Here is a 21935-nt window from a genome sequence, read left to right as displayed (position 1 = left end):
CCCCGCCACGGCCGAAGATCCGGTATATCTGATCCGCATGGCACCAAGAATGCTGCTCTCGATGCCACTGCACGCCATCACCGAGGTGTACGGCGAGGCCGGCCTCCGGCAACGGTTCGGATTGGAGCTGGAGACCTTCCCCGACGGGGAACGGGAACAGTTGACCGAGGCCCTGGAACTGGCCACCACGCTGCACGCGGCCGACCGGCGGGTGCGGGAGCCGTATCTGAACCATCTGCTGCGGGTGGCCATCCGGATCATCCGGTACTACGCGGTGCGGGACGTCGACGTGCTGGTGGCGGCGCTGCTGCACGACGCGGTCGAGGATCATCCGGCCGAGTTGGCCGGGCTGCCGCCGGACACGTCGTACGAAAAAGCCACTGAAGCGGCCTTGGGCGTGCTCGCGAACCGGTTCAACCCGCGGGTCTCCGATCTGGTCCGGTCGGTCACGAACCCGGAGTACGACCCGCGCCGGGACCGGCACGAGCAGTACCGGGAGCACGTCGCGGACAGCTTGGACCGCAGCCCGTGGGCCCGGGTCATCAAGATCTCCGACTTCACCGACAACGGGGTCGGCGTGATCCACACCACGCTGGACAAGGCGCACCGGTCGGCGACCAAGTACCGCCCGCTGGTGCCGAAGTTGCGCGAGTTGATCGGGCGGCCGGACACGCCGCTCTCCACCCAGGCCAAGGAGCACATCCTGGACCAGCTGGACCTCGCCGAGGAGCGTTTCGCCGCCATCCTGGACGAGTGAGCCCGGCCGCCCGAAGCCGCCATCCTGGACGAGTGAGCCCAGCCGCCCGAATACGCTGATGGCATGCCCTCCACTGACGCCTGGTGGCGCGATGCCGTCATCTACCAGATCTACCCGCGCTCGTTCGCCGACGCCAACGGCGACGGCATGGGTGACCTGCCCGGCATCACCACGCGCCTGCCCCGTCTCCGCGAGCTCGGCATCGACGCCGTCTGGCTCTCACCCTTCTATGTCAGCCCGCAGCACGACGCCGGGTACGACGTGGCCGACTACCGCGACGTCGACCCGCGCTTCGGCAGCCTCGGCGACGCCGACAAGCTGATCGCCACGGCACACGACCACGGTCTGAAGGTCATCGTCGACCTGGTGCCGAACCACACCTCCAGCGAGCACGCCTGGTTCCGGGCCGCCCTCGCCGCGCCGCCCGGCAGCCCGGAGCGGGAGCGCTACATCTTCCGCGACGGGGCCGAGCCGCCGAACTCGTGGCAGAGCGTCTTCGGTGGCTCCGCGTGGCAGCGGACCGACGACGGCCAGTGGTACCTGCACCTGTTCGACGTCTCCCAGCCCGACCTGAACTGGGACCACCCCGAGGTGCGCGCCGAGTTCCTCGACATCCTGCGGTTCTGGCTGGACCGCGGAGTGGACGGCTTCCGGGTGGACGTGGCGCACGGCCTGATCAAGGACGCCGACCTGACCGACTGGACCCAGCCGTCGGTGGTGCTCGGAGGGCTGGACCCGGTCGGCCCGCCGCCGCCGATGTGGGACCAGGAGGGCGTGCACGAGATCTACCGCGAGTGGCGCACCGTGCTGGACGGCTACTCGCCGGCCCGGATCCTGGTCGCCGAGGCCTGGGTGCAGCCCGAGGAGCGGCTGGCCCGCTACGTCCGCCCGGACGAGATGCACCAGGCGTTCAACTTCCCCTACCTGGAAGCGCCCTGGCTGCCCGCCGAGCTGCGCGCGGTGATCGACTCCTCGCTGGCCGCCACCGGCGCGGTCGGCGCGACCACCACCTGGGTGCTCTCCAACCACGACGTGGTCCGGCACGCGTCCCGGCTGGGCTTCCCGGCCGAGACCGGACGCAAGCCCGGCATCGGGATCGGCGACCCGCAGCCGGACACCGGGCTGGGCCTGCGCCGGGCCCGGGCGGCCAGCCTGCTGATGCTGGGGCTGCCCGGTTCGGCGTACCTCTACCAGGGCGAGGAGCTGGGGCTGCCGGAGCACACCACGCTCGCCGACGAGGTCCGGGAGGATCCGGCCTGGGAACGGTCCGGGCACACCGAGCGCGGGCGCGACGGCTGCCGGGTGCCGATCCCGTGGGAGGCGGACGCGCCGTCGTACGGGTTCGGTCCGGGCGACGACAGCTGGCTGCCGCAGCCGGCGATCTGGGCCGAGTACGCCCTGGACCGGCAGATCGGCGTGGCCGGCTCCACCTGGGAGCTGTACCGGTCGGCGCTGGCCGCCCGGCGCGAGCATGACCTCGGCAACGGCGCACTGGTCTGGTCGGCGACCGAGGGCGACGTCCTGGCCTTCTGCAACGGCGAGATCCTCGTGCTGACCAACTTCGGTCAGGAGGCCGCCGAGCTGCCGTCAGGTGCCCGGGTCCTGCTGAGCAGCGAGCCGCTCGACGGCGACGGGCGGGTGCCCACCGACGTCACGGTCTGGGCCGCGGTCTGACCTCGCGGACGCCTTGGCCAGCAGGGCGGCGTGGGTGGCGGTCATGTCCGCCGCCACCGTCCTGCTGGCCAGCCAGTACATGATCCCGGTGGGGATGAAGAAGAGCTGGAACGCAGCCAGCCCGACCGCGTAGTTCAGCGGCGGCGGGAACACGCCGGACAGCCGCTGGAAGGCCACCCCGACCAGCGCGTTGCCGCCGGCCCGGCCGGCGCCGTTGACCAGGTTGCCGAGGCTGTAGACGGTGCCCCGGTGCTCGGGCGGGTTCACGTCGGCGATCATGGCGAACCAGTTCGGCGAGTTCGCCGACGTCAGCATCAGCGCGAAGACCGCGACGGCCAGGCAGACCGCGACGGTCGGCTCGGTCACCACGTTGTCCAGCACCCCGCGGATCACCGCGCCGGTGGCCGCGCCGTCCGGCACCGTGATCGTCATCGGGACGAAGAACAGCACGATGTAGAACGGCACCGCCGCGAGCACGCCGACCGCCGCGACCAGGGCCCGGCCCCGCGGCGTACGACGTTGCAACCGGTCACCGGCCAGCCCGCCGAGGATCGACAGCGCCGCACCGAGCTGGAAGATCGTCGCGAACACGCTGCCCACCAGCACCGCGGTGCCGGTGGAGTAGCCCTGGTCCTCGGCCCGGGCCCGGAACAGCACCGGCAGCCAGACCAGCGAGCCGAACGCGATCTGCGAGGTGCCGCCCTGCAGGATCAGCCAGATGTTGGTGCGCCGGCCCAGGATCACCGGCAGGTGGTCGTGGTGGATCCGCTCGTCGTACTCCACCCCGGCCAGCTCCGGCTGGCTGTCGCCGCGCGGCACGTTGTAGGTGAACAGGTACGCCACCCCGGCGACGAACCCGGCGACCGCGGTGACCAGGAACGGCTGCCGCCAGTCGGTGTGCCCGAGAATCCCGCCGACCAGGGTGCCGGCCAGCGTGCCGACGCCCTGCGACAGGCCCCAGAAGCTCATCACCAGTCCCCGGCGCTTCGGCGAGATCAGGTCGCTGACCACCGAGAAGCTCACCGAGGCGACCGCGCCGAGCCCGACCGCGGCCACGATCTGCGCACCGAGGAACGACGCGTAACCACCGGCCAGGCCGGACCAGGCGGTGCCGGCGATCCAGATCCCGGTGCCGGCCAGCAGCACCGGTTTGCGGTCGGTGCGGTCGCCGGCGTACGCCCAGCCGATCGCGGCCACCGCACTGGTCAGGAACATGATCGTGGTGGCCAGCGCGATGTGGCCCTCGCCGAGGCCGAAGTCGTCGCCGATGCTGCCGTACAGCGGGGGCACGATGCCGATCGCGACGTTGTCGAGCGACGCCAGGATCACGAAGACCACGACGCTGTACACCCGGTGCGCGGTCCCGCCGCTGCCCATCACGGGTAGAGGTTAGCGAGAGTTCGGCCGGGGGACAGGGCCGCGTTGCCGGGCCGGCCCCGGCTTTCGATGATCTGGTCACATGCGCATCGTGCGGATCGCCAACTTCGCCCACGCGACCTCCGGCGGTCTGCGCACCGCGCTGCGGGAACTCGGCCGGGGATATCAGGAGGCGGGACACCGGGCGGTCCCGGTCGTGCCGGGTCCGGGTGCCTCCGACGAGCATTTCTCGTACGGGCGGGTGCTCACCGTCCCCGGCCCGGGCGCAGGCCGAGCGGTTTCCCTGGTCGAAAGCGGTCGACGGGTTTCTCGCCGCGCATCGGCTGGGCCGGGCCCGCGAGGCGGACCCGGCCGTCCTGAGGTGGGTCAGTTGCCGATGGTCGCCTGCGGGCCGGCGTACTTCTTCAGCAGCGCGGGCACGTCCGCCGCGGCGTCCAGGGTGTACGCGTAGTAGCTGGACGGCGTGAACGCGGCGCCGTTGGTGACCTGCTTGCCGGTCGAGTTCACCACCACGCTGCCGGACTGCTTGAGCTGGCCCTTGGTCAGGTCGTCGACGTTGTACGGGTTGGCCACGTTGTCGAAGTAGCTGTTCTCCAGCACCAGCTTCGTCGAGCCCCGGGACAGGTTCCCGTACGAGGTGATGTTCTGCATGTAGTTGTTGTAGAGGTGCGCCAGCGCCACGTTGTCCACGCTGGGGTTGCGCTGGTTGGTGTCGTGGATCCAGTTGTGGTGGATGGTCATCCGAGCCGTCACGTTGTCGGTCCAGCCGATCCCGAACGCCTTGTTCTCGTTCGACAGCACGTTCCACGACACGGTCAGGTACGTGGTGTCCTTGCGGCTGTCGATCAGCCCGTCGTTCATGTTGGTGATCGTGTTGTGGTCGATCCAGATGTGGTCGGCGGTGTCCATCTGGATGCCGTCGTAGTCGTAGACCTTGTCGTCCGGGTCGTCCTCGGTCATCGCCGCGTCCTTGATCGTCAGGTTGCGGATGATCACGTTGCGGACCCCGGCGCCGAGGAAGAACCCGCCCTGCAGGATCTGCCCCTTGGTGCCCACCCCCACGATCGTCTTGTTCGACTTGACCTTGAGTTCGGCGCCCTTCGGCGTGACGGTGATCGCCGCGCCCACCTTGATCACGTACGGCTCGGTGGCGGTGACGTACTTCGTCAGGTCGGCCAGCGTGGTGACGGTGACCGTGGTGCCGGCCGCGCCACCGGTCGTGCCTCCGCCGGTGGAGGCGAAGCCGTCCGCGGTGTCCGACCAGGTCCGGGCGGTGGACGCGGACGCGGTCGCGGTCGGGGTCGCGGTGGCGGCAACCGCGGTGATCGGGTTCCAGCCGTCCGAGCCGGCCAGATACTTCTGCGGGGTGTACGTGGCGGCCTGCGCGTCGGTCAGCTGCGGTCGGTTGCTGTTGGTCGTCGCGCCCGAGCCGGTGTTCTTGTATTCCAGGAAGCGGGCGTTCTGCCAGGTGTTCGAGGACATGTCGGTCCACGGCTGCGCGGTCTTGATCGTCGCGCTGAGGCTCGACTCGCGGTAGAGCACCTGCGCGTCGGCGCCCCACGGCCGGCCGAGCTGGGTCACGTTGTTCGCGGCGCCGGTCACCGTGGACTTGTAGAACAGGAAGCCGTACGCGGCCGCCGCGTCGGTCTTGGCCGCCGTGATCGGGCCGCCGCTGGTCCGCTTCTGGTAGACCTTCGTGGCGTTGAAGACCGCGGTGCCGCCGCCGAAGATGAAGTCGACGGTGCCCTCGACGTAGGAGTTCGTGACGTAGCTGCGCCCGGTGTTGACCAGCAGGGTGTCCTGCGCGCCGAGGAACCGGACGTTGTCGAAGACCAGCCGGTCGGCGTTCAGGTTCGCGGCGACCGCCTGGCTGCCCTCGCCGTAGTCGTTGGCGACGGTCAGGTTGGTGGCGGCGAACTCCTTGCCGCTGACCGTGACGGTGGCGCTGCCCGCGGTGCCGTACCCGCCGGCCGAGCTGCGGTTGTTGACGATCACCACGTCGTCGGCCGAGTCGCCGCCGCCCTGCAGCGTGAGGAACGGCTTGGTGCTGGGGACCGTGACGATCTCCCGGTAGGTGCCCGGCTTGATGGTGATCGTCTTGCGGCTGGTGTTGCCGGTGCCGACCGCGTCGATCGCCGCCTGCACGGTCTTGTAGGTGCCGGTGCCGTCCGCCGCCACCGTGAAGGATCCGCCACCGGTGGTGACCGGGGTGAACGTCCACTGCTTGTTCGAGTTGGCCGTGCAGGTCTCCTGGATGATCGCCGCACCGGACGCGGTGGACGCGCCCTGATCCGAGACGCAGAGCCCGTTGCCGACGTTGACGATCTGGTAGGTGCCGGTGCCGCTCGCGGTCAGCGTGAACTGCTGGTTGGTCTGCGAGCCCACGCAGCCCCACTGCTGCAGCTGCGTGCCCGAGGCCGTCGAGGCGCCCGGCACGTCGAGGCACTTGCCGCTGTTCACGTTCTGGATCAGGACGTTCGCGCCGGACGCGACGAGGGTGAACTGCTGCCAGGCCGCACCTGCGGTGCAGCCCCACTGCTGCAGGAGGGCGCCGTTGTCCTTCGAGGCCGCGGGCACGTCGAGGCACTTGCCACTCTTGGTCACCGCCAAGGTGTACGTGGTGCCGGCCGCCGGGACGGTCGCGGCGTTCGACGGCAGCACCGCCCAGCCGATCAGGCCGGCCGGTACGACCAGGGCGGCCGCCGCGCCGAACAGTTTCCGCTTGCGAGATGCCACTGCGGATCCCTTCCTACGTACGGGGATCGGCCGAGGGGGGTCGGCCGGCTGTCGAGTACGTAGATGTGGCCGCGACGGGGCGACAACAGGTTTCCGCGAAAAAGATGTCACCGGCTGGTGCTCAGGGGTGCCTCAACGCAGGTGAGGCACCCCTGAGAGCCAGCCGGGACCGGGACTGGTCAGCGGGGGCGGTCCAGCACGGCGTGCTGGGCGGCGGCGTACTGCTCGCGGATCAGTGGGACCGGCTCGTCCTCGTACGACGAAGGGGTTTCCGCGGACCAGGCGGGCGGGACGTCCCCGCCCGCGGTGACCCACGCGGCCTGCCGTGCCGCACCGTCCGCGACGTACTCGCCGGGCGGCGGGACCAGCACCGGCTTGCCGAACAGCGCGGGCGCGATCCGGCGCACCGCCTCGCTCCGCGCACCGCCGCCGACCAGCACGATCCGGTTCGCCTGCGCACCCTGGCCGACGAGCGCGTCCAGGCCGTCGGCCAGCGCGCAGAGCATCCCCTCGACCGCGGCCCGGGCCAGGTGCGCCGGGTCGGAGGTCTTCAGGGTCAGCCCGTGGATCGCGCCGGTGGCGTCCGGCCGGTTCGGGGTCCGCTCCCCTTCCAGGTACGGCACCAGGACCAGGCCGTCCGCACCGGCCGGCGCGGAGAGCGCCAGGCGGGACAGCTCGTCGTGCGAGACGCCGAGCAGCTTGGTCGCCGCGTCCAGCACCCGGGCCGCGTTGAGCGTGACCACGATCGGCAGGAACCGCCCGGTGGTGTCGGCGAAACCGGCCACCGTGCCGCTCGGGTCGACCGGCGCCGCGTCGGACGAGACGAAGACCGTGCCGGACGTGCCGATCGAGACGATCACGTCGCCGGGCAGCGCGCCGGTGCCGAGGGCGGCCGCCGCGTTGTCGCCGGCGCCCGGCCCCAGCGGCGCGCCGTTGGGCAGGTGACCGGCGATCCCGGTCGGGCCCAGCACCTCGGGCACCTGGATCCGTCGGCCGAACCCTAGTTCCAGCAGGTCAGGACGGTACTGGTTGGTCTTGGCGGACCAGTAGAGCGTCCCGCTGGCGTCGCTGCGGTCGGTCCTGATGTCCGAGATGTCGGTAGATCCGGATAATTTCCAGGTCAACCAGTCATGCGGCAGGCAGACTGCGGCGACCCGATCGGCCAGCGACGGCTCGTTGCGGGCCAGCCAGCGCAGCTTGGTCAGGGTGAAGCTGGCGACCGGCACGATGCCGACCGCTTCCGCCCACGCGGCGCCGCCGCCCAGCTCGGTGATGAGGTCGGCGGCCGCGCCGGCGCTGCGGGTGTCGTTCCACAGCAGCGCCGGGCGGACCACGTCACCGTTCTCGTCCAGCACGACCATGCCGTGCTGCTGCCCGGCGACCGAGGCCGCGGCCACGTCGTCCAGGCCACCGGCCTCGGCGATCGCCTGCTGCAGCGCCGCCCACCAGGCGTCCGGATGCACCTCGGTGCCGTCCGGATGCGCGGCCCGGCCCTCCCGGACCAGCTTCCCGGTCTCGGCGTCCCGGATGACCACCTTGCACGACTGGGTCGAACTGTCGATCCCGGCAACGAGCGCCATGGTCAGCGGGCCCCGAGCAGGTGCTCGATCGCGAGCTGGTTGAGCCGGACGAAGCCGTAGCCCTGCGCGCCGGCGGCGTCCGCGTCGTAGTCCTCGAACGCGGCCCGGTCGGCGATCAGGTCGGCGTACGTCTCGCCGGGGTTCAGGGTCGGCGCGCTCAGCTCGGCGACCTTGGACGCGGCGAGCGCCTCCTGCACCTCCGGGTCGGCACGGAACGCCTTGGCCCGCTCCTTGAGCAGCAGGTACATCCGGATGTTGGCCTTGGCCGACTCCCAGACGCCGGTGTAGTCCTCGGTGCGCGACGGCTTGTAGTCGAAGTGCCGCGGGCCGTCGTAGGCCGCGCTGCCGTCGGCGCCGTTCTCCAGCAGGTCGACCAGGGAGAACGCGTTGAGCAGGTCACCGTGGCCGAAGACCAGGTCCTGGTCGTACTTCGGGCCGTGCTGACCGTTCAGGTCGATGTGGAACAGCTTCTTGTGCCACAGCGCCTGGGCGATGCCCTGCGCGAAGTTCAGGTTCGACATCTGCTCGTGGCCGACCTCGGGGTTGATCCCGAACAGCTCGGAGCGCTCCAGCTCCTGCACGAACGCGATGGCGTGGCCGGCGGTCGGCAGCAGGATGTCGCCGCGGGGCTCGTTCGGCTTCGGCTCGATGGCGAAGCGGAAGCCGTAGCCCTTGTCCTCGGAATACTCCGCGAGCAGGTTGAGCGCCTCGGCGTAGCGGTCCAGGGCGGCGCGGACGTCCTTGGCCGAGTCGTACTCGGCGCCCTCGCGGCCGCCCCAGAGGACCAGGGTCTTGGCGCCCAGCTCGGCGCCGAGGTCCATCTGGCGCAGCACCTTGCGCAGCGCGTACCGCCGGACCGTGCGGTCGTTGCTGGTGAAGCCGCCGTCCTTGAACACCGGGTGGGTGAACAGGTTGGTGGTCACCATCGGGACGATCAGGCCGGTCTCGTCGAGCGCCTTCTTGAACCCGGCGATGAGGCCGTCCCGGGTCTGCGCGTCGGCGCCGAACGGCACGAGGTCGTCGTCGTGGAACGTGATGCCGTACGCGCCGATCTCGGCGAGCTTGTGCACCGCCTCGATCGGGTCGAGGGCCGCGCGGGTGGCATCGCCGAACGGGTCGCGCGCCTGCCAGCCGACGGTCCAAAGACCGAAGGAGAACTTGTCTTCACGGGTGGGCTGAACCGACACGGTTACCTCCGGGAAACGCCTTCGATTTGTTTATTGGTTGAATTATTTGGCGGACGTATGGCATTGTCAAGGCCGTGACGGCCCGGATGATCAACCCTTCGAGTGTTCCCGTCCGGCAGTCGAGCATCCGAGCCCATAATCTCGCGCTTCTCCTGAACACCGTGGCGAACAGCGCGGATCCGCCGTCCCGGGCCGCCCTCGCGACCGTCACCGGGCTCACCCGGGCCACCGTCTCGGCGCTCGTCGACGACCTGATCGCGGGTGGCCTGCTGACCGAGCTGGACCCGCCGCCGCGCACCGGGGCCGGACGCCCGGCGGCCGGGCTCGCGCTCACCGCGGCCGGGCCGGCCGGGCTGGGCTGCGAGATCAACGTCGACTACCTGGCCGCCTGCGTGGTCGACCTGACCGGCGCCGTCCGGCAGCGCTTCACCGAGCACGCCGACCAGCGCCCGGCCGCCGCACCCGACGCGCTCGCCGCGCTGGGCCGGCTGGCCGCCCGGGCCCGGCTCGCCGCCGAGGCCGAGGGGCTCGTGGTGGCCGGGATGGCGCTCGCCGTGCCGGGCCTGGTCTCGCCCGCCGGCCTGGTCCGGGTCGCCCCCAACCTGGGCTGGCAGGACGTGGACGCGCCGGCGCTGCTGCGCGGTGTGCCGGAGATCGCCGACCTGCCGGTCGTCGTCGACAACGAGGCCAATCTCGCCGCTCTCGGTGAGCTGCGGGTCGCCGGGGCCGAAGCCACTTTCCTGTACGTGTCCGGCGAGATCGGCATCGGCGCCGGACTGGTGATCGACGGCGAGCTGTACCGCGGCGTGCGGGGCTGGAGCGGCGAGATCGGGCACCTCACCGTCTATCCGGACGGGCGGCCCTGCCGGTGCGGCTCGCGCGGCTGCCTGGAGCAGTACGCCGGCCAGGAGGCGCTCACCGCTGACGAGCCGCTGGCCGCCGCCGCGCTCGGTATCGCGCTGTCCGCGGCGGTCAACCTGCTCGACGTGCCGATGATCGTGCTGGGCGGGGCGTACGCGCTGCACTTCGAGCGGTTGCGCGCCGGGATCGAGACGGAGTTGCGGCGGCGGGTGCTGACCGCGGGGCTGGCGCCGGTCACGCTCCGGGCGGCACGACTGGGCACCGATGCCGCGGTGCGCGGAGCGGCCGACTCGGTGATCCGCGGGGTGCGCGACGACCCGGCCGGGTGGCTGCGCCGGGCGGGCTGAGGTCGTACCGGAAAAAGAAAAGCGGTCGCCGCCCCGGCAGGGACGGCGACCGCGATGACTTCCGAGGATTACTGGTCGACGCCGGTCCGGGAACCGATCGCCTGGAGGAAGATGTCGGTGATCTTCGCAGGGTCCGGCGCGAAGAAGACGCCGCTGCCCCTCACCGCCTTCTGGATCGTGTTCAGCTCGTTCTTGTCGACCTCGTCGCCGATGCCGATCAGCACCAGTCGCACGAAGTGCTTCGGGTCCTGGACCTTCTTCAGCTCGGCGAGCAGGGCTTCCTGCGAGATGCCGGCCTCGTCCTGGTTCTCGCCGTCGGTGAACAGGATGACCGAGTTGACCTTGCCGGGCTTCCAGTTCGCCAGGGCGTACTTGTAGGCGTCCCGCACGGTCGTGTAGAGACCGGTGTTGCCCTCCTTCTTCGGGAACAACTGCGGGATGGTCGCCTGGACCCGGTCACGTCCGGTGCCGGCCAGCGAGGTGATCGGGATGAGCTCCTGCCAGGGCCGGTTCTTCGGCCCCATGTCCGTGGAGAAGCGCCACACGCCGACCGACCACGCGTCGCTGAACAGCGACAGCCCGGTCACCGCGGCGGCCTGGGTCACCTGCGCCCGGGTCTTGTTGCCCGCGTTGGGCACGATGTTGCTCATCGAGCCGGAGACGTCGAAGACCGCGAGCACCCGACCGGCCTGCGTGATCGCGTTCCAGGAACCGACCACCTTGCTCACCGCGCTGGCGTCGAGACCGGCCGCGGCGGTGCCGCCCTGGTCACCGCCACCCTGAGCGGAGTTGCCGGTGGTGATCGCCGGGGACGCCGCGGGGGCGCCGACCGGAGCCACGAAGCCGGAACCGTACGTGCCGTCCGGCGACCGCAGCCCCTGCGCGGCCAGCAGGTTCTTGAACGAGCCCGAGGTCAGCTGCTGCAGGAAGGCCTGCGCGGCGCTGATCTTCTGACCGTCGACGACCTGCGGGAGCACCAGGTACGGGTAGTCCAGCGGCACGGAGCTGGGCTCCAGGTAGACCGCGCTGAGCTCGACCGGCGGACGCTTCGCGTTGTACGAGATCACGTCTTCCTCGGAGAGCGGCGCCGCTCCGAGACTGTCCGCGATGGAGGCCTCGTCGGCCGCCCGGGGGAATCGCTGCAGCAGCTCGTCCCGCAGCTGCGACAGGTTCTGCGACACGAAGGTGAGTGCCGAGACCTGCTTCTCCAGCGCACCGGCGCCGGTGCCGATCGACTGACCGACGGACATCAGTGTGATCAGACCGGAGGCGTCCCGGGCCGGGTTGACGATGCCGAACTTCAGCGTGTCAGCCGACGCGGTCAGCTTGCCCAGCAGGGCGTTCCAGGAGACCTTCTTGCCCTGCCAGCCGAGACTGTCGGCGATCGGCTTGGGCACCGCGATGACCAGCGGGCTCTGCGCCACCGAGGTGGACTTGGTCGGCACGAAGCCGGACGCCTCGTTCTGCAGGCGCAGCTGCCAGGTGGACGAGTCCGGGAGCCAGACGTCGGGCACCGCGACCGAGCCGGATGGGTCACCCAGTCCGGTCAGGTTCACGCCGTGCTCACGTGCGATCACGCTGGCGACGTCGGCAGAGGCCACGTCGGCAACGGCGACCGAGACACAGGTGCCGTCGATGTTGCCGCCCTCCTGCGACCACTTCTGGGCGGCCTGCGTGACAGCGGGTGATATTTCGGGAGCCGCCGCGACATTGAGCTTGATGGAACCGGTGCAGCTCGAATCCGTCAGACGGCTATATGCGAACCACGTACCCGTGATTACGACGACGATCGCCATCGCACCACCGACGACGCTCGCCCCTTTTAAGTTGAAGTTCCTACGATGGCGGCCAGACACGCGCTCCATACTGCGCATCCCAAGACCTGAATGCCATATACGTTCGGCCGAAACTTACTCAGATTGGCGTTCTTTGATCTAGAAGCGACAGAGAGTGACGGCTCGATCTCGATCAGTATCGCCTGCGGCCACCCGGGCGCCGGATTTAGTTGGAAAGATCACGGACATGCCCGGGTGACCGATGACGCCTATGGCCTGATCATCGTCGGGTTCCATCGGAGCAGACAGGTGGGGCTCGGCTCACTGGTCGGAGCCCCCTGCAAAGAGGGAATTCCGCTGTCCGGATCGACGCGGAATACCGTCACGTTGTGTGAACGCTGATTGGCTACGTAGAGGTGATCGCCAATCAAGATCATGTGTCGCGGCCACACTCCACCGGTCGGTGACTCGTCGATCGGAGTGGCGTTCTCACCGTCCCACGCGAAGGTCGACACGGTGTCCGGACCGCGGTTCGCCACGTATACGAACCGGCCGTCCCGGCCCATCGCCACCTCGGACGGATAGACCGCGCCGGTCGCGGTGCTCGCCGCCACCTCGCCGCGTGCCGCCCACGTCGGACCACCGGCCGGGCGGTACCAGCTCAGCGTTCCGGACAACTCGCCGGCCAGCACGAGCGCCCCGTCGGCCGAGTGGGTCAGGTGCCGCGGACCGGTACCGGGCTTGGCCTCCACCGCCGGCTCGGGCCGGCCGAGGCGACCGGAGATCGGGTCCAGCCGGGACCGCCAGACCCGGTCCGAGCCGAGGTCGGAGATCAGCACGTCCGGCCCGTTGCGGTCCGGCGCCACCAGGTGCGCGTGCGGGCCGGCCTGGCGCTCCTGGTCCGGCCCGGAACCGGCCAGGGTGAGCAGGTCGCTGCGCTCCCCCGGCGCGCCCTCGGCGTCCAGCGGGTGCACCGACACCGAGCCGCTCGCGTAGTTCGCCACGACCAGGTGCCGGCCGTCCGCGGTGACCGCGAGGTGGCACGGGTCGGCGCCACCGGTGGGCCGGACCGCGAGCGGGGTCAGCGAGCAGTCCGGGGCCACTGCGAAGGCGGAGACCGTGCCCTCGTCCAGCTCGTTCACCGCGTAGAGCACCGGGAGGGTGGGGTGCTGCGCGAGGAAGGACGGCGACGGGGTGCGCGCGGCCAGGCCGAGCCGGGTCAGCCCCCCGGTTGATGGATCCCGCCGCAGCAGGTCGATGCCGTCACCGTCGCCTCCCTTGTCACCTGTGTAGCAACCGACGAAGACGTGCTCAGCGTTCGCGCCCATGCCACAGATCCCACCACAGGCCGCACCGGAAACGTGGCAGGGTGCCCTCTTGACCGGTACAGAAGAGGGGCTTACTGTACCGGTATAGAAACCAGTCAGGGGAGGAAGTCATGGAACTGCCAACCACCTACCTCCGGGGTCTGCACGCCACGAACCGCGAACTCCTGAGCGCACGGCCGGACGCCCCGGTCGTGCCGGAGGCTCCGCCGCGACCGCCGTACCTGCGGCTCTCGCTCGCCCGCACGCTCTACCGGGTGTCCGCCGCGATCGCACCGGCCGGACGCCGCCCCGAAGCCCTCTTCCGATGACGGGGGCGCGCCTCCGGCCACCGTCCGGCTGGAGGCGCGCCGCCGGCCCGACCTACGGTGTAGGGGTGCCCAGGGTGACGTTGCAGACGATCGCGGACCGCGTCGGTGTGAGCCGGATGACCGTCTCCAACGCGTTCTCCCGCCCCGACCAGCTCTCGCCGGAGCTGCGGCAGCGGATCCTGGACGCCGCTCAGGAGCTCGGCTACGCCGGGCCCGACCCGACCGCCCGGGCGCTCGCGAAGGGCACCACCGGCACGATCGGCATCCTGCTCACCGACTCGCTGCGGTACGCGTTCACCGACCTGGTGGCCGGCGGCTTCCTCGGCGCCATCGCCGACGAGCTGGCGCCCACCGGCCTGGCCATCACGCTGCTCACCTCGGCCGGCACCGGCGACCTGATCCCGGCCCGGGACGTGGCGATGGACGGCGCGCTCGTCTACTCCTGCGACCCGACCTCACCCGCGGTCTCCTGGCTGCACCGCCGCCGGCTGCCGCTGGTCTTCGTCGACCAGGCCCCGGTGGACGGCTACGCCTGCGTCAACGTCGCCGACCGGGACGGCGCCCGCGCCGCCGCCCAGCACCTGATCGACCTGGGTCACCGCCGGATCGCGTACGCGGTGGTCGGCGCGCACGGGCCGTTCGGGCTGCTCACCGACGCCGCCACGCCCGTCGAGGGATACGCCTCGGTCCAGCGCCGGCTCGGCTGGGACGACGTGCTGACACCGGCCGGCATCCACCCGCCGGTCATCCGGGAGCCGTTCGAGCGGGTCGACGACGTCCGCCGGGACGCCCGGGAACTGCTCTCCCGGCCGGACCGGCCGACCGCCGTGCTCTGCTTCTCCGACGTCACCGCGCTCGGCGTCCGGCAGGCCGCCGACGACCTCGGGCTGCGGGTCCCGGAGGACCTGTCCCTGGTCGGCTTCGACGACGGCCCGATCGCCACCCAGATCCAGCCCGGCCTGACCACGGTCCGGCAGGACGTGGAGGAGAAAGGCCGCAGTGCCGCAGCGCTGCTGAACGCGGCGCTGCGGCTCTCCCCCGGCGAGGCGCCGCACCTGGTGCTGCCGGCGACCCTGGTGGTCCGTGGCAGCACCGGGCCGGCGCCGGCGGAGGGCGCGCGGGCCCCCGTCTGACCCGCGCGCCGTCCGCCCTCAGCCGTTCAGCAGCTCGTACGCCGCCTTCGGCGCCGCCACCTGGGCCGAGCCGGCCGGCGCCTGCGGGGACGGGGCGCTGCCGTACCGGTCGTAGGTGACCAGGTAGGTGTCGGCCTTCACCTTGCCGGCCGCGGGCACCTTCACGGTCGCCGTGCTGATCCGGCCCCGGTCGTCCAGGACCGCCTCGAACGGCACCGCCTTGGCCTTCGCACCCAGCGCGGTCAGGGTGGCCGCCTCCACCACGTCGGCCTCGGTCGCCTCGGTCAGGTCGACGGTGCCGGTGAAGTGGCCGGGCGACGTCTCGGTCAGCCCGTCGGCCGCGTCGATCAGGGTGCTCACGAAGCCGGGGTCGCTCTGCCCGTCGTACGTCAGGTCCTTCTTCGCGTCGGCGCCCAGTCGGGACAGGTCCAGCTTCATCCACTTCTTCGGCAGCTTGGGCAGGCCCAGGTTCGCCGGGGCGTCGCCGAACGAGATCTTCGCCCAGGAGTCCTCGCCGACCACCATGAACGTCATGCTCAGGGTCAGGCCGGCCTCCGGGATCTTCTCGTTGATCTCCGTCGTCATCGCCTTGCCCGCGGTGTCGACCACACCCGACAACCCCTGGGTCCCGCCCTTGATCACGTAGTGGAACGGTTCGGCCGACGCCGCCGGCACCGCCTTTTTCAGGGTCTCCGCGGGCGTCGGCGGTGTCGGCTGCTCGGCCTCGGTCGCCTGCCCGCAGCCGGCCAGGATTCCGATGGCGGCCACCGCGGCCAGTCGCTTGGTCAGCACAGTCATCGCCTTGTCTCTCTACGAAGGTCACATCGACACATCGAAGCCTCCGGGGTGGGTCTGCCGTCGCGCTGCGGATATGCTGCTGCCGGCTGCCGTCCCGCTGCCGTTTCCGTAAAAGTGCTGCTCACAGGGGGTAACCGGCGGTGGAGCCGGAACCGCGGTTCGAGATCCTCGGCACGTTGCGTGCCTTCCGGGGAGCCGATCCCGTCGACCTGGGCCCGGCCAAACAGCGGGCCGTGCTGGCCGTCCTGCTGCTGCAACCGGGCCGGGCGGTGCCGACCCACCGGATCGTCGACGCGGTGTGGGGCGAGGACCCGCCGGAGAACGGCGCCAACGTGGTCCAGAAGTACGTGGCCGGGCTGCGCCGCACCCTCGGCCGGGAACGGCTGCCGCTGACCGGCGGCGGGTATTCGCTGGAGGTCGACGCCCGCGCGGTGGACGCCGAGCTGTTCCGTACCGAGATCGCCCGGGCCGGCGCCGAGCACCGGGCGGGCCGGCCCGAGCCGGCCGCCGCGATCGTCCGGGACGCGCTCGCCCGCTGGCACGGCGACGCGCTCGCCGGGCTGACCGGGCCGGTCTTCGACGCCGCGCGCACCCGGCTGAGCGAGGACCGGGCCGGCGCCTGGGAGCTGTGGGCCGAGCTCCGGCTGGCCGGTGGCGACGAGCACGGCCTGGTGACCGAGCTGACCCGGCTGACCGGTGAGTTCCCGCTGCGCGAGGGGCTCCGGGCGCACCTGATGGTCGCGCTGCACCGGGCCGGCCGGCAGGCCGAGGCGCTCGCGGTGTTCCGGGACGCCCGGGAGTACTTCCTGGACGAGATCGGCGCCGAGCCGGGCGAGCGGATGCAGGAAGTGCACCGGCGGATCCTGCGCGGCGAGCTGGAGCAGCCGCCGTCACCCGACCCGGTCTCGCCACCTCCGCAGCCCTACAGCCCGCCGGCCGCGCCGGTGTCGCCGATGCCCGGCATCACGTTCCCGGCCGCGATGACCCAGCCGCGGCGCGACGCCGCACACTGGTTGGAGATCGTCGGTGCCGGGCTGCTGCCGCTGTTCACCTGCGGGCTCGCGGGCTGGGTCTACTTCCTGTACGCGGCGATCCAGCGCGGCCGGCGACGGCACTACCTGGTCGCCGCGCTCTACTTCGCCGCCGTGCCGTGGATCGTCGTGTGGTTCGCGATCGACCCCAGCCCGCTCGACTCCGACATCACCAGCACCGCCGAGGACGTCGCGGTCGCCTCGCTGTTCGTGCTCACGCTGTCGTCCATCCTGCACGGCGTGATCCTCGCGTCGCAGCGCGGCGACACCCGGGCCGCCCGCACCCGGCGGGACCTGGCCCGCCGGTTTGCCGCGGTCAACCCGCTCGGCGCGGTGCAGGCCGGGATCGGCCGGCCCGACCTGCTGCGGTACTTCGACGACGGCGGGCTGATCGACCTGAACCACGCCCCGCCGCAGGAGTTCACCCGGCTGCCCGGGGTCACCCCGTTCGACGCGCACCGGATCGGCCTGGACCGGCACCAGAACGGGCCGTTCCGGCAGCCGGCCGACCTGGTGCTGCGCGGCCTGCTGCCACCTTCGCGGCTGCGGCGGGTCGAGTCCTGGCTGATCTGCCTGCCGGGGCTCTAGCTCGTTGCCGGCTTCCCAGCGGCTGCCGGCTCCCCAGCGGCTGCCGCTTCCTAGCGGCTGCCGGCGGACGCGTATTGGCGGCGGGCCACGTACTCGACCAGCTCGATCAGGACGTTGCGGGCGGCCACCTGGTCACGGGCGTCGAACAGCACCACCGGCACACCAGGGTCCAGGTCGAGGGCGCGGGACACCGCCTCCGGGCCGAACCGCTGGTCGGCGCCGAAGCAGTTCACCGCGACCACGAACGGCGTGCCCCGCTGCTCGAAGTAATCGATCGAGGGGAAGCAGTCCGCCAGCCGGCGGGTGTCGGCCAGCACCACGGCACCGAGCGCACCCTGCGACAACTCGTCCCAGAGGAACCAGAACCGGTCCTGCCCGGGCGTGCCGAACAGGTAGAGCTGCAGGTCCTCGGTGATCGTGATGCGACCGAAGTCCATGGTGACCGTGGTGGTGGTCTTGCCCTCCACGCCGGACAGATCGTCGGCGCCCTCGGCCCCGGTGAGAATCTCCTCGGTCTGCAGCGGCCGGATCTCGCTGACCGAACCGACCATGGTGGTCTTACCCACGCCGAAGCCGCCCGCGATCAAGATCTTGAGCGCGACGGGGATGCGCGAGCCGCCACTGCGGTCAGAGCGCACGGAGTCCATTGACAACCGCCTTGAGTACGTCGACGTCGTGCGGCTGAGTGGCCGCCGGGGGTTCGTACAGCGAGATGAGACCCGCTGAGCGTAGATCACCAAGGAGAACCCGGACCACGCCGATCGACAGGTCCAGGTGGGACGCCACCTCGACCACGGAGATCGGCTCCCAGGCCGCGGCCACGATGGCGTGGTGCTCGGGTTGCATCTGGATGCCGGACGCCAGGTCCGGGACGGTGGCCACCACGAACGCGACCAGGTCGAAGTCGCCACCGGACGGTGCGACACGACCCTGGGTCATCGCGTACGGGCGGACCACCGGACCGGCGTCATAGTCCATCCAGTCGTGCGCCGTGTTCGAAGGTTCAGAGGGCATCGGGCGCCAAAATGGTGCGCTCCGGGGCGCTCATCGTCTGTCCGACCCGGGTGACCAGCATCGCCATCTCGTACGCGATCAGGCCCAGGTCGGCGTCGGCCGACGCGAGGACGGCCAGACAGGCGCCCTGCCCGGCGGCGGTGACGAAGAGGAAGGCCTCCTCCATCTCCACCACCGTCTGGCGGACCTGCCCGGCCTGGAAATGCCGGCTCGCACCCTTGGCCAGGCTCTGGAATCCGGCCGCCATCGCCGAGAGATGCTCCGCGTCCTCGCGGCTCATCGCGGCCGAGGCCCCGAGCATCAGGCCGTCCGCGGAGAGCACCACGGCCTGCTGTGCGGTCGGCACCCGCTCGACGAGATCGTCGAGGAGCCAGGTGAGATTCGCGCTCTGCTTCGTCGTCTGTGCCACTATGCGTCCTTCTCCGGCCTGTTCACTTGAATGCCGCCAGGGCTGTCGGCATGGTCGCCGTCCGCGCCGTCCCCCGCCCCGGATGCTGTCTCGTCACCGGCGCCCGCGAGATCCACGAGAGCCGGGAAAATGACGGTAGCCGCTTCCGCGAACCCGGTGCCGCTCGCCTGCGCGGCACCCCCGTCATGGTCGCCGTCCGTGCTGACCGGCGGTTTCTCCTCGTTCGGCGCCGCGGGCGTCCGGGACGCCTGGATGCGGCCCCGGGCGGTGCCCATCTGCAACGCGCTCATCAGCGTACGTACCTGTTCCGGGGTGCGTTCCGGTGCGGTGGACTCCTGCTCCACCACCGGCTGGCGCAACTGCGGCGCCAGGCTGGCCTGCCGGACCCGCTTGGGCAGGCCGTCCACGCCGAGCTGCACGGTCTCCTCGTCGGGCACGACCGGCGTGGCGGGCTGCGCCTCCGCCTCCGGTGTGACCGCCGGCGGTGCGGACGTCGGTGCGGCCGGCGCCGAGTTGCGGGGCACCGATCGGGCGCCGAGCGCGCCGGCCACGTCGTCGAGTCGTCCGGGGGTCGCCTCGGGCGGCAGCTCGGCGGGCGGGATCTCGGGGATCCGCCGCACCCGTCGCCGCTGGACCAGGCCGTCCGGCGTGAACCCGGAGGCGACCGAGCTCGGCGCCGGTCCCTTGTTCTCGGCGGTGGCCCGCTTCCCGTTCTCCAGGCCGGCCGGCGCGGCCACCGCGGCCGGTCCGTTCTCGCCGTTGACCCGCGGCCGCGGGATCGAGGGCACCTGCTGCAACTCGCCGCTGCCGGACCACTGCAGGGCGGCCAGCGAGTTGCGGGACGGATCGTCGCGGCCGGAACCGACCAGCGGGGTGTTCCCGCCCTTCGGGGAGCCGCTGCCGCCACCCTGCGGGTTGCCGTTGGAGGCGCCGGCCGGCATCGCCGGACCGGGCGCCTCGGTCACCAGGTCGCCGGGGACCAGCACGATCGCGGTGATGCCACCGTACGGCGAGGGCTGCAGCGACACCCGGATGTTGTGCCGGGTGGCCAGCTGAGCCACCACGAACAGGCCGAGCCGGGCGCTGTCGGCCGGGTCGAACTCGGGCGGCTCGGCCAGCCGCCGGTTCGCCTCCTCGAGCCCGGCCGGGGTCATCCCCAGGCCGCGGTCCTCGACCTCGATCGCGTAGCCGTTCGGCAGCACCTGGCCGGAGACCTGCACCCGGGTGTGCGGCGGGGAGAACGACGCGGCGTTCTCGATCAGCTCGGCGAGCAGGTGGATGACGTCACCGACCGAGCGGCCGTACAGCGCGGACTGGCCCACCGAGCGGATGTCGACCCGCTTGTAGTCCTCCACCTCGCTGATCGCGCCACGGACCACGTCGATCACCGGGACCGGGTTGCGCCAGCCCCGGCCGGGTGCCGCGCCGGCCAGGATGACCAGGTCCTCGGCGTGCCGCCGCATCCGGGTGGCGAGGTGGTCGACCCGGTAGAGGTCCTCCAGCTCCTGCGGCTCGGTCTCCCGGCGTTCCATCTTGTCCAGCAGTGAGAGCTGGCGGTGCAGCAGCGTCTGGCTGCGCCGGGCGATGTTGAGGAACACCTCGTTGATGCCGCGCCGGACGTTCGCCTCCTCGACGGCGGACTGCACCGCGGTGCGCTGCACGTCGTTGAAGGCCTGGCTGAGCTGACCGATCTCGTCCCGGCCGTACTCCAGCGGGGGCGTCTCGACGTCCACGTCGACGGCCTCGCCGCGCTGCAGGCGGCGGACCACGGTGGGCAGCCGGTCGGTGGCCATCTCCAGGGCTTCCCGGCGCAGCTTGATCAGGCGGCCCACGATCGACCGGCCGACGCGCACCGACACCCAGATGGCCAGGATGAACGCGACCAGGCCGAGCAGCGCGGACAGGCCCAGCCAGAGGAAGACCCGGACCGCGAACGGGGTCGCGTCCTGGGCCACCTCGTCGACCGTGCGCAGCTCGAACGCGCGCAGGTCGGCGGAGACCTGGTCGTAGATCGGCTGCCACTCGGCGCCGCTGACCGGCGGCTGACCACCGGTGTAGCTCTTGTTGATCAGCAGGTTCTGCAGCTCGTCCAGCCGGACGAAGGACTTGCCGCTGGTGATCAGCTGGGAGTAGTCGCCCTGCGCGCCCTCCGGCATGTCCTCCACGCCGGTCTTGAGCAGGTAGCGCGAGGTGGCGATGTACTCGATCAGCCGGCCCCGGGAGGGCTGGTCGATCGTGCCGGCCGCGTTCGCGCCGGCCAGCATCGCGTCCACCCGGCTCAGGTACTCCTGGCCGCGGTAGCCGGTGATCAGGCCACGGACCTCGCGGTCGACCCGCTCGTGGAAGAAGACCGCGGCGGCCGACGAGACGTTGAAGCCGGCGTCCACCACGTCGTCGTACGCGGTCACCATGTTGAGCAGCTCGACCTCGCGGCGGTCGACCCGGGTCCGGGTGCCCTCCAGGTCGTCGAGCTTGGAGAACAGTGCCTCGGACCGGACGTGCAGGTCCTCGCTCATCTCGAGCTCGCCGGCCGCCGCGCGGAACCCGGCGATCGCCTGATCGGTGGCGGCCCGCTGGGCCTTCAGATCGGTGATCGGGGTCTTCGGCGCGGACAGGTAGACAGCGGAGAAGTGGCGCTCGCGCTGCAACTGCGCGATCAACTGCAGGGCCGGGTCACCGAGCCGGTGCACCGCGTCGCGAGCCGAGAGCAGGTCCATCGCCGGACCGATCGTCGCCGCGGTCGCAAAACCCCAGAGCGCGAGCAGCGCGACCAGAGGCACCGAGACCATCGCGATGATCTTCGATCTGATCGACCAGTTGCGGCTTCTCATCAAGCTCCGCCCGAGTGGGTCCGGTAGGGGAAAGGCGGCACACCACCGATCCGGGAAACGACCGATCAGAAGCAGACGGCTGCGCCCCGGGCAAGATGCGCTCCGGAAGAATACGTAAAGACGTGCGTCACAGCTAGCTCTCAAGTCATCGAAAACTTACCTTCCATTCCGTTTGTCCACCGGAGACCGTGGTTGATCTTC

General features: G+C 71.1%; 17 protein-coding genes. 6 read left to right on the top strand and 11 right to left on the bottom strand.

The annotated features are described in order from the left end of the window. Nucleotides 1-61: 61 nt before the first annotated feature. Nucleotides 62-757 carry an HD domain-containing protein gene (locus Apa02nite_RS12495; RefSeq protein ID WP_239164274.1) on the top strand — a complete coding sequence of 232 codons (696 nt, stop codon included), beginning with the start codon at nt 62-64 and terminating at the stop codon, nt 755-757. Nucleotides 758-820: 63 nt separating this feature from the next. Beyond that, nucleotides 821-2431, top strand: a complete 1611-nt coding sequence (locus Apa02nite_RS12490; protein WP_203825188.1) for a glycoside hydrolase family 13 protein — start codon at nt 821-823, stop codon at nt 2429-2431. On the opposite strand, the gene Apa02nite_RS12485 is transcribed toward Apa02nite_RS12490, so the two are convergent. From Apa02nite_RS12485 to xylA, 4 genes are all read right to left on the bottom strand, one after another. Continuing rightward, entirely contained in the window at nt 2345-3808 is a 1464-nt protein-coding gene (locus tag Apa02nite_RS12485; protein WP_067695828.1) for an MFS transporter, read from the bottom strand. The genes Apa02nite_RS12490 and Apa02nite_RS12485 overlap by 87 nt on opposite strands. Before the next feature lie 366 nt (nt 3809-4174). Then, nucleotides 4175-6544, bottom strand: coding sequence for a pectinesterase family protein (locus Apa02nite_RS50980; RefSeq protein WP_239164273.1), 2370 nt, complete (start codon nt 6542-6544; stop codon nt 4175-4177). 179 nt (nt 6545-6723) lie between these two features. After that, nucleotides 6724-8124 carry a xylulokinase gene (gene xylB, locus Apa02nite_RS12470; RefSeq protein ID WP_203825187.1) on the bottom strand — a complete coding sequence of 467 codons (1401 nt, stop codon included), beginning with the start codon at nt 8122-8124 and terminating at the stop codon, nt 6724-6726. Between the two features lie 2 nt (nt 8125-8126). Next, complete coding sequence (gene xylA / locus Apa02nite_RS12465) at nt 8127-9311, bottom strand: xylose isomerase (RefSeq protein WP_067695834.1); 1185 nt, start codon at nt 9309-9311, stop codon at nt 8127-8129. 86 nt (nt 9312-9397) lie between these two features. On the opposite strand from xylA, the gene Apa02nite_RS12460 reads away from it, so the two are divergent. Continuing rightward, nucleotides 9398-10519: an ROK family protein gene (locus Apa02nite_RS12460; RefSeq protein ID WP_203825217.1), complete on the top strand. Its 1122-nt coding sequence runs from the start codon at nt 9398-9400 to the stop codon at nt 10517-10519. A gap of 68 nt (nt 10520-10587) precedes the next feature. Here Apa02nite_RS12460 and Apa02nite_RS12455 read toward each other — a convergent pair whose 3' ends face one another. Both Apa02nite_RS12455 and Apa02nite_RS12450 read right to left on the bottom strand, forming a co-directional pair. Next, nucleotides 10588-12315: a substrate-binding and VWA domain-containing protein gene (locus Apa02nite_RS12455; protein ID WP_203825186.1), complete on the bottom strand. Its 1728-nt coding sequence runs from the start codon at nt 12313-12315 to the stop codon at nt 10588-10590. A gap of 248 nt (nt 12316-12563) precedes the next feature. After that, on the bottom strand, nt 12564-13622 hold the full coding sequence (locus tag Apa02nite_RS12450) for a lactonase family protein (RefSeq protein WP_203825185.1): 1059 nt from the start codon (nt 13620-13622) through the stop codon (nt 12564-12566). 110 nt (nt 13623-13732) lie between these two features. Between Apa02nite_RS12450 and Apa02nite_RS12445 the strand changes: the two genes are divergently transcribed. Next, nucleotides 13733-13930 (top strand): hypothetical protein, encoded by a 198-nt coding sequence (locus tag Apa02nite_RS12445; protein WP_067695843.1) that lies wholly within the window; start codon nt 13733-13735, stop codon nt 13928-13930. Nucleotides 13931-14004: 74 nt separating this feature from the next. Then, entirely contained in the window at nt 14005-15063 is a 1059-nt protein-coding gene (locus tag Apa02nite_RS12440) for a LacI family DNA-binding transcriptional regulator (protein ID WP_239164272.1), read from the top strand. 18 nt (nt 15064-15081) lie between these two features. On the opposite strand, the gene Apa02nite_RS12435 is transcribed toward Apa02nite_RS12440, so the two are convergent. Further along, entirely contained in the window at nt 15082-15861 is a 780-nt protein-coding gene (locus Apa02nite_RS12435; RefSeq protein ID WP_203825184.1) for a hypothetical protein, read from the bottom strand. Nucleotides 15862-16001: 140 nt separating this feature from the next. On the opposite strand from Apa02nite_RS12435, the gene Apa02nite_RS12430 reads away from it, so the two are divergent. Next, nucleotides 16002-17480, top strand: a complete 1479-nt coding sequence (locus Apa02nite_RS12430) for an AfsR/SARP family transcriptional regulator (protein WP_203825183.1) — start codon at nt 16002-16004, stop codon at nt 17478-17480. Between the two features lie 50 nt (nt 17481-17530). Here Apa02nite_RS12430 and Apa02nite_RS12425 read toward each other — a convergent pair whose 3' ends face one another. The 4 genes from Apa02nite_RS12425 to Apa02nite_RS12410 are packed head-to-tail and all read right to left on the bottom strand — an operon-like array spanning nt 17531 to nt 21734. Continuing rightward, nucleotides 17531-18127: a GTP-binding protein gene (locus Apa02nite_RS12425; RefSeq protein WP_067695855.1), complete on the bottom strand. Its 597-nt coding sequence runs from the start codon at nt 18125-18127 to the stop codon at nt 17531-17533. Next, a complete protein-coding gene (locus Apa02nite_RS12420) occupies nt 18108-18494 on the bottom strand; it encodes a DUF742 domain-containing protein (protein WP_067695858.1) in 387 nt (128 codons plus the stop codon). Before Apa02nite_RS12420 ends, Apa02nite_RS12425 begins: the two co-directional genes overlap by 20 nt. Continuing rightward, entirely contained in the window at nt 18484-18903 is a 420-nt protein-coding gene (locus Apa02nite_RS12415; protein ID WP_067695861.1) for a roadblock/LC7 domain-containing protein, read from the bottom strand. The genes Apa02nite_RS12420 and Apa02nite_RS12415 overlap by 11 nt, the downstream gene beginning before the upstream one ends. Further along, a complete protein-coding gene (locus tag Apa02nite_RS12410) occupies nt 18903-21734 on the bottom strand; it encodes a sensor histidine kinase (RefSeq protein WP_203825182.1) in 2832 nt (943 codons plus the stop codon). Before Apa02nite_RS12410 ends, Apa02nite_RS12415 begins: the two co-directional genes overlap by 1 nt. Nucleotides 21735-21935: the final 201 nt, after the last annotated feature.

The organism is Actinoplanes palleronii, assembly GCF_016862315.1.
In the GTDB taxonomy this organism is placed as follows: Bacteria; Actinomycetota; Actinomycetes; order Mycobacteriales; family Micromonosporaceae; genus Actinoplanes; species Actinoplanes palleronii.
This window is presented reverse-complemented; position numbering and strand designations above follow the sequence as displayed.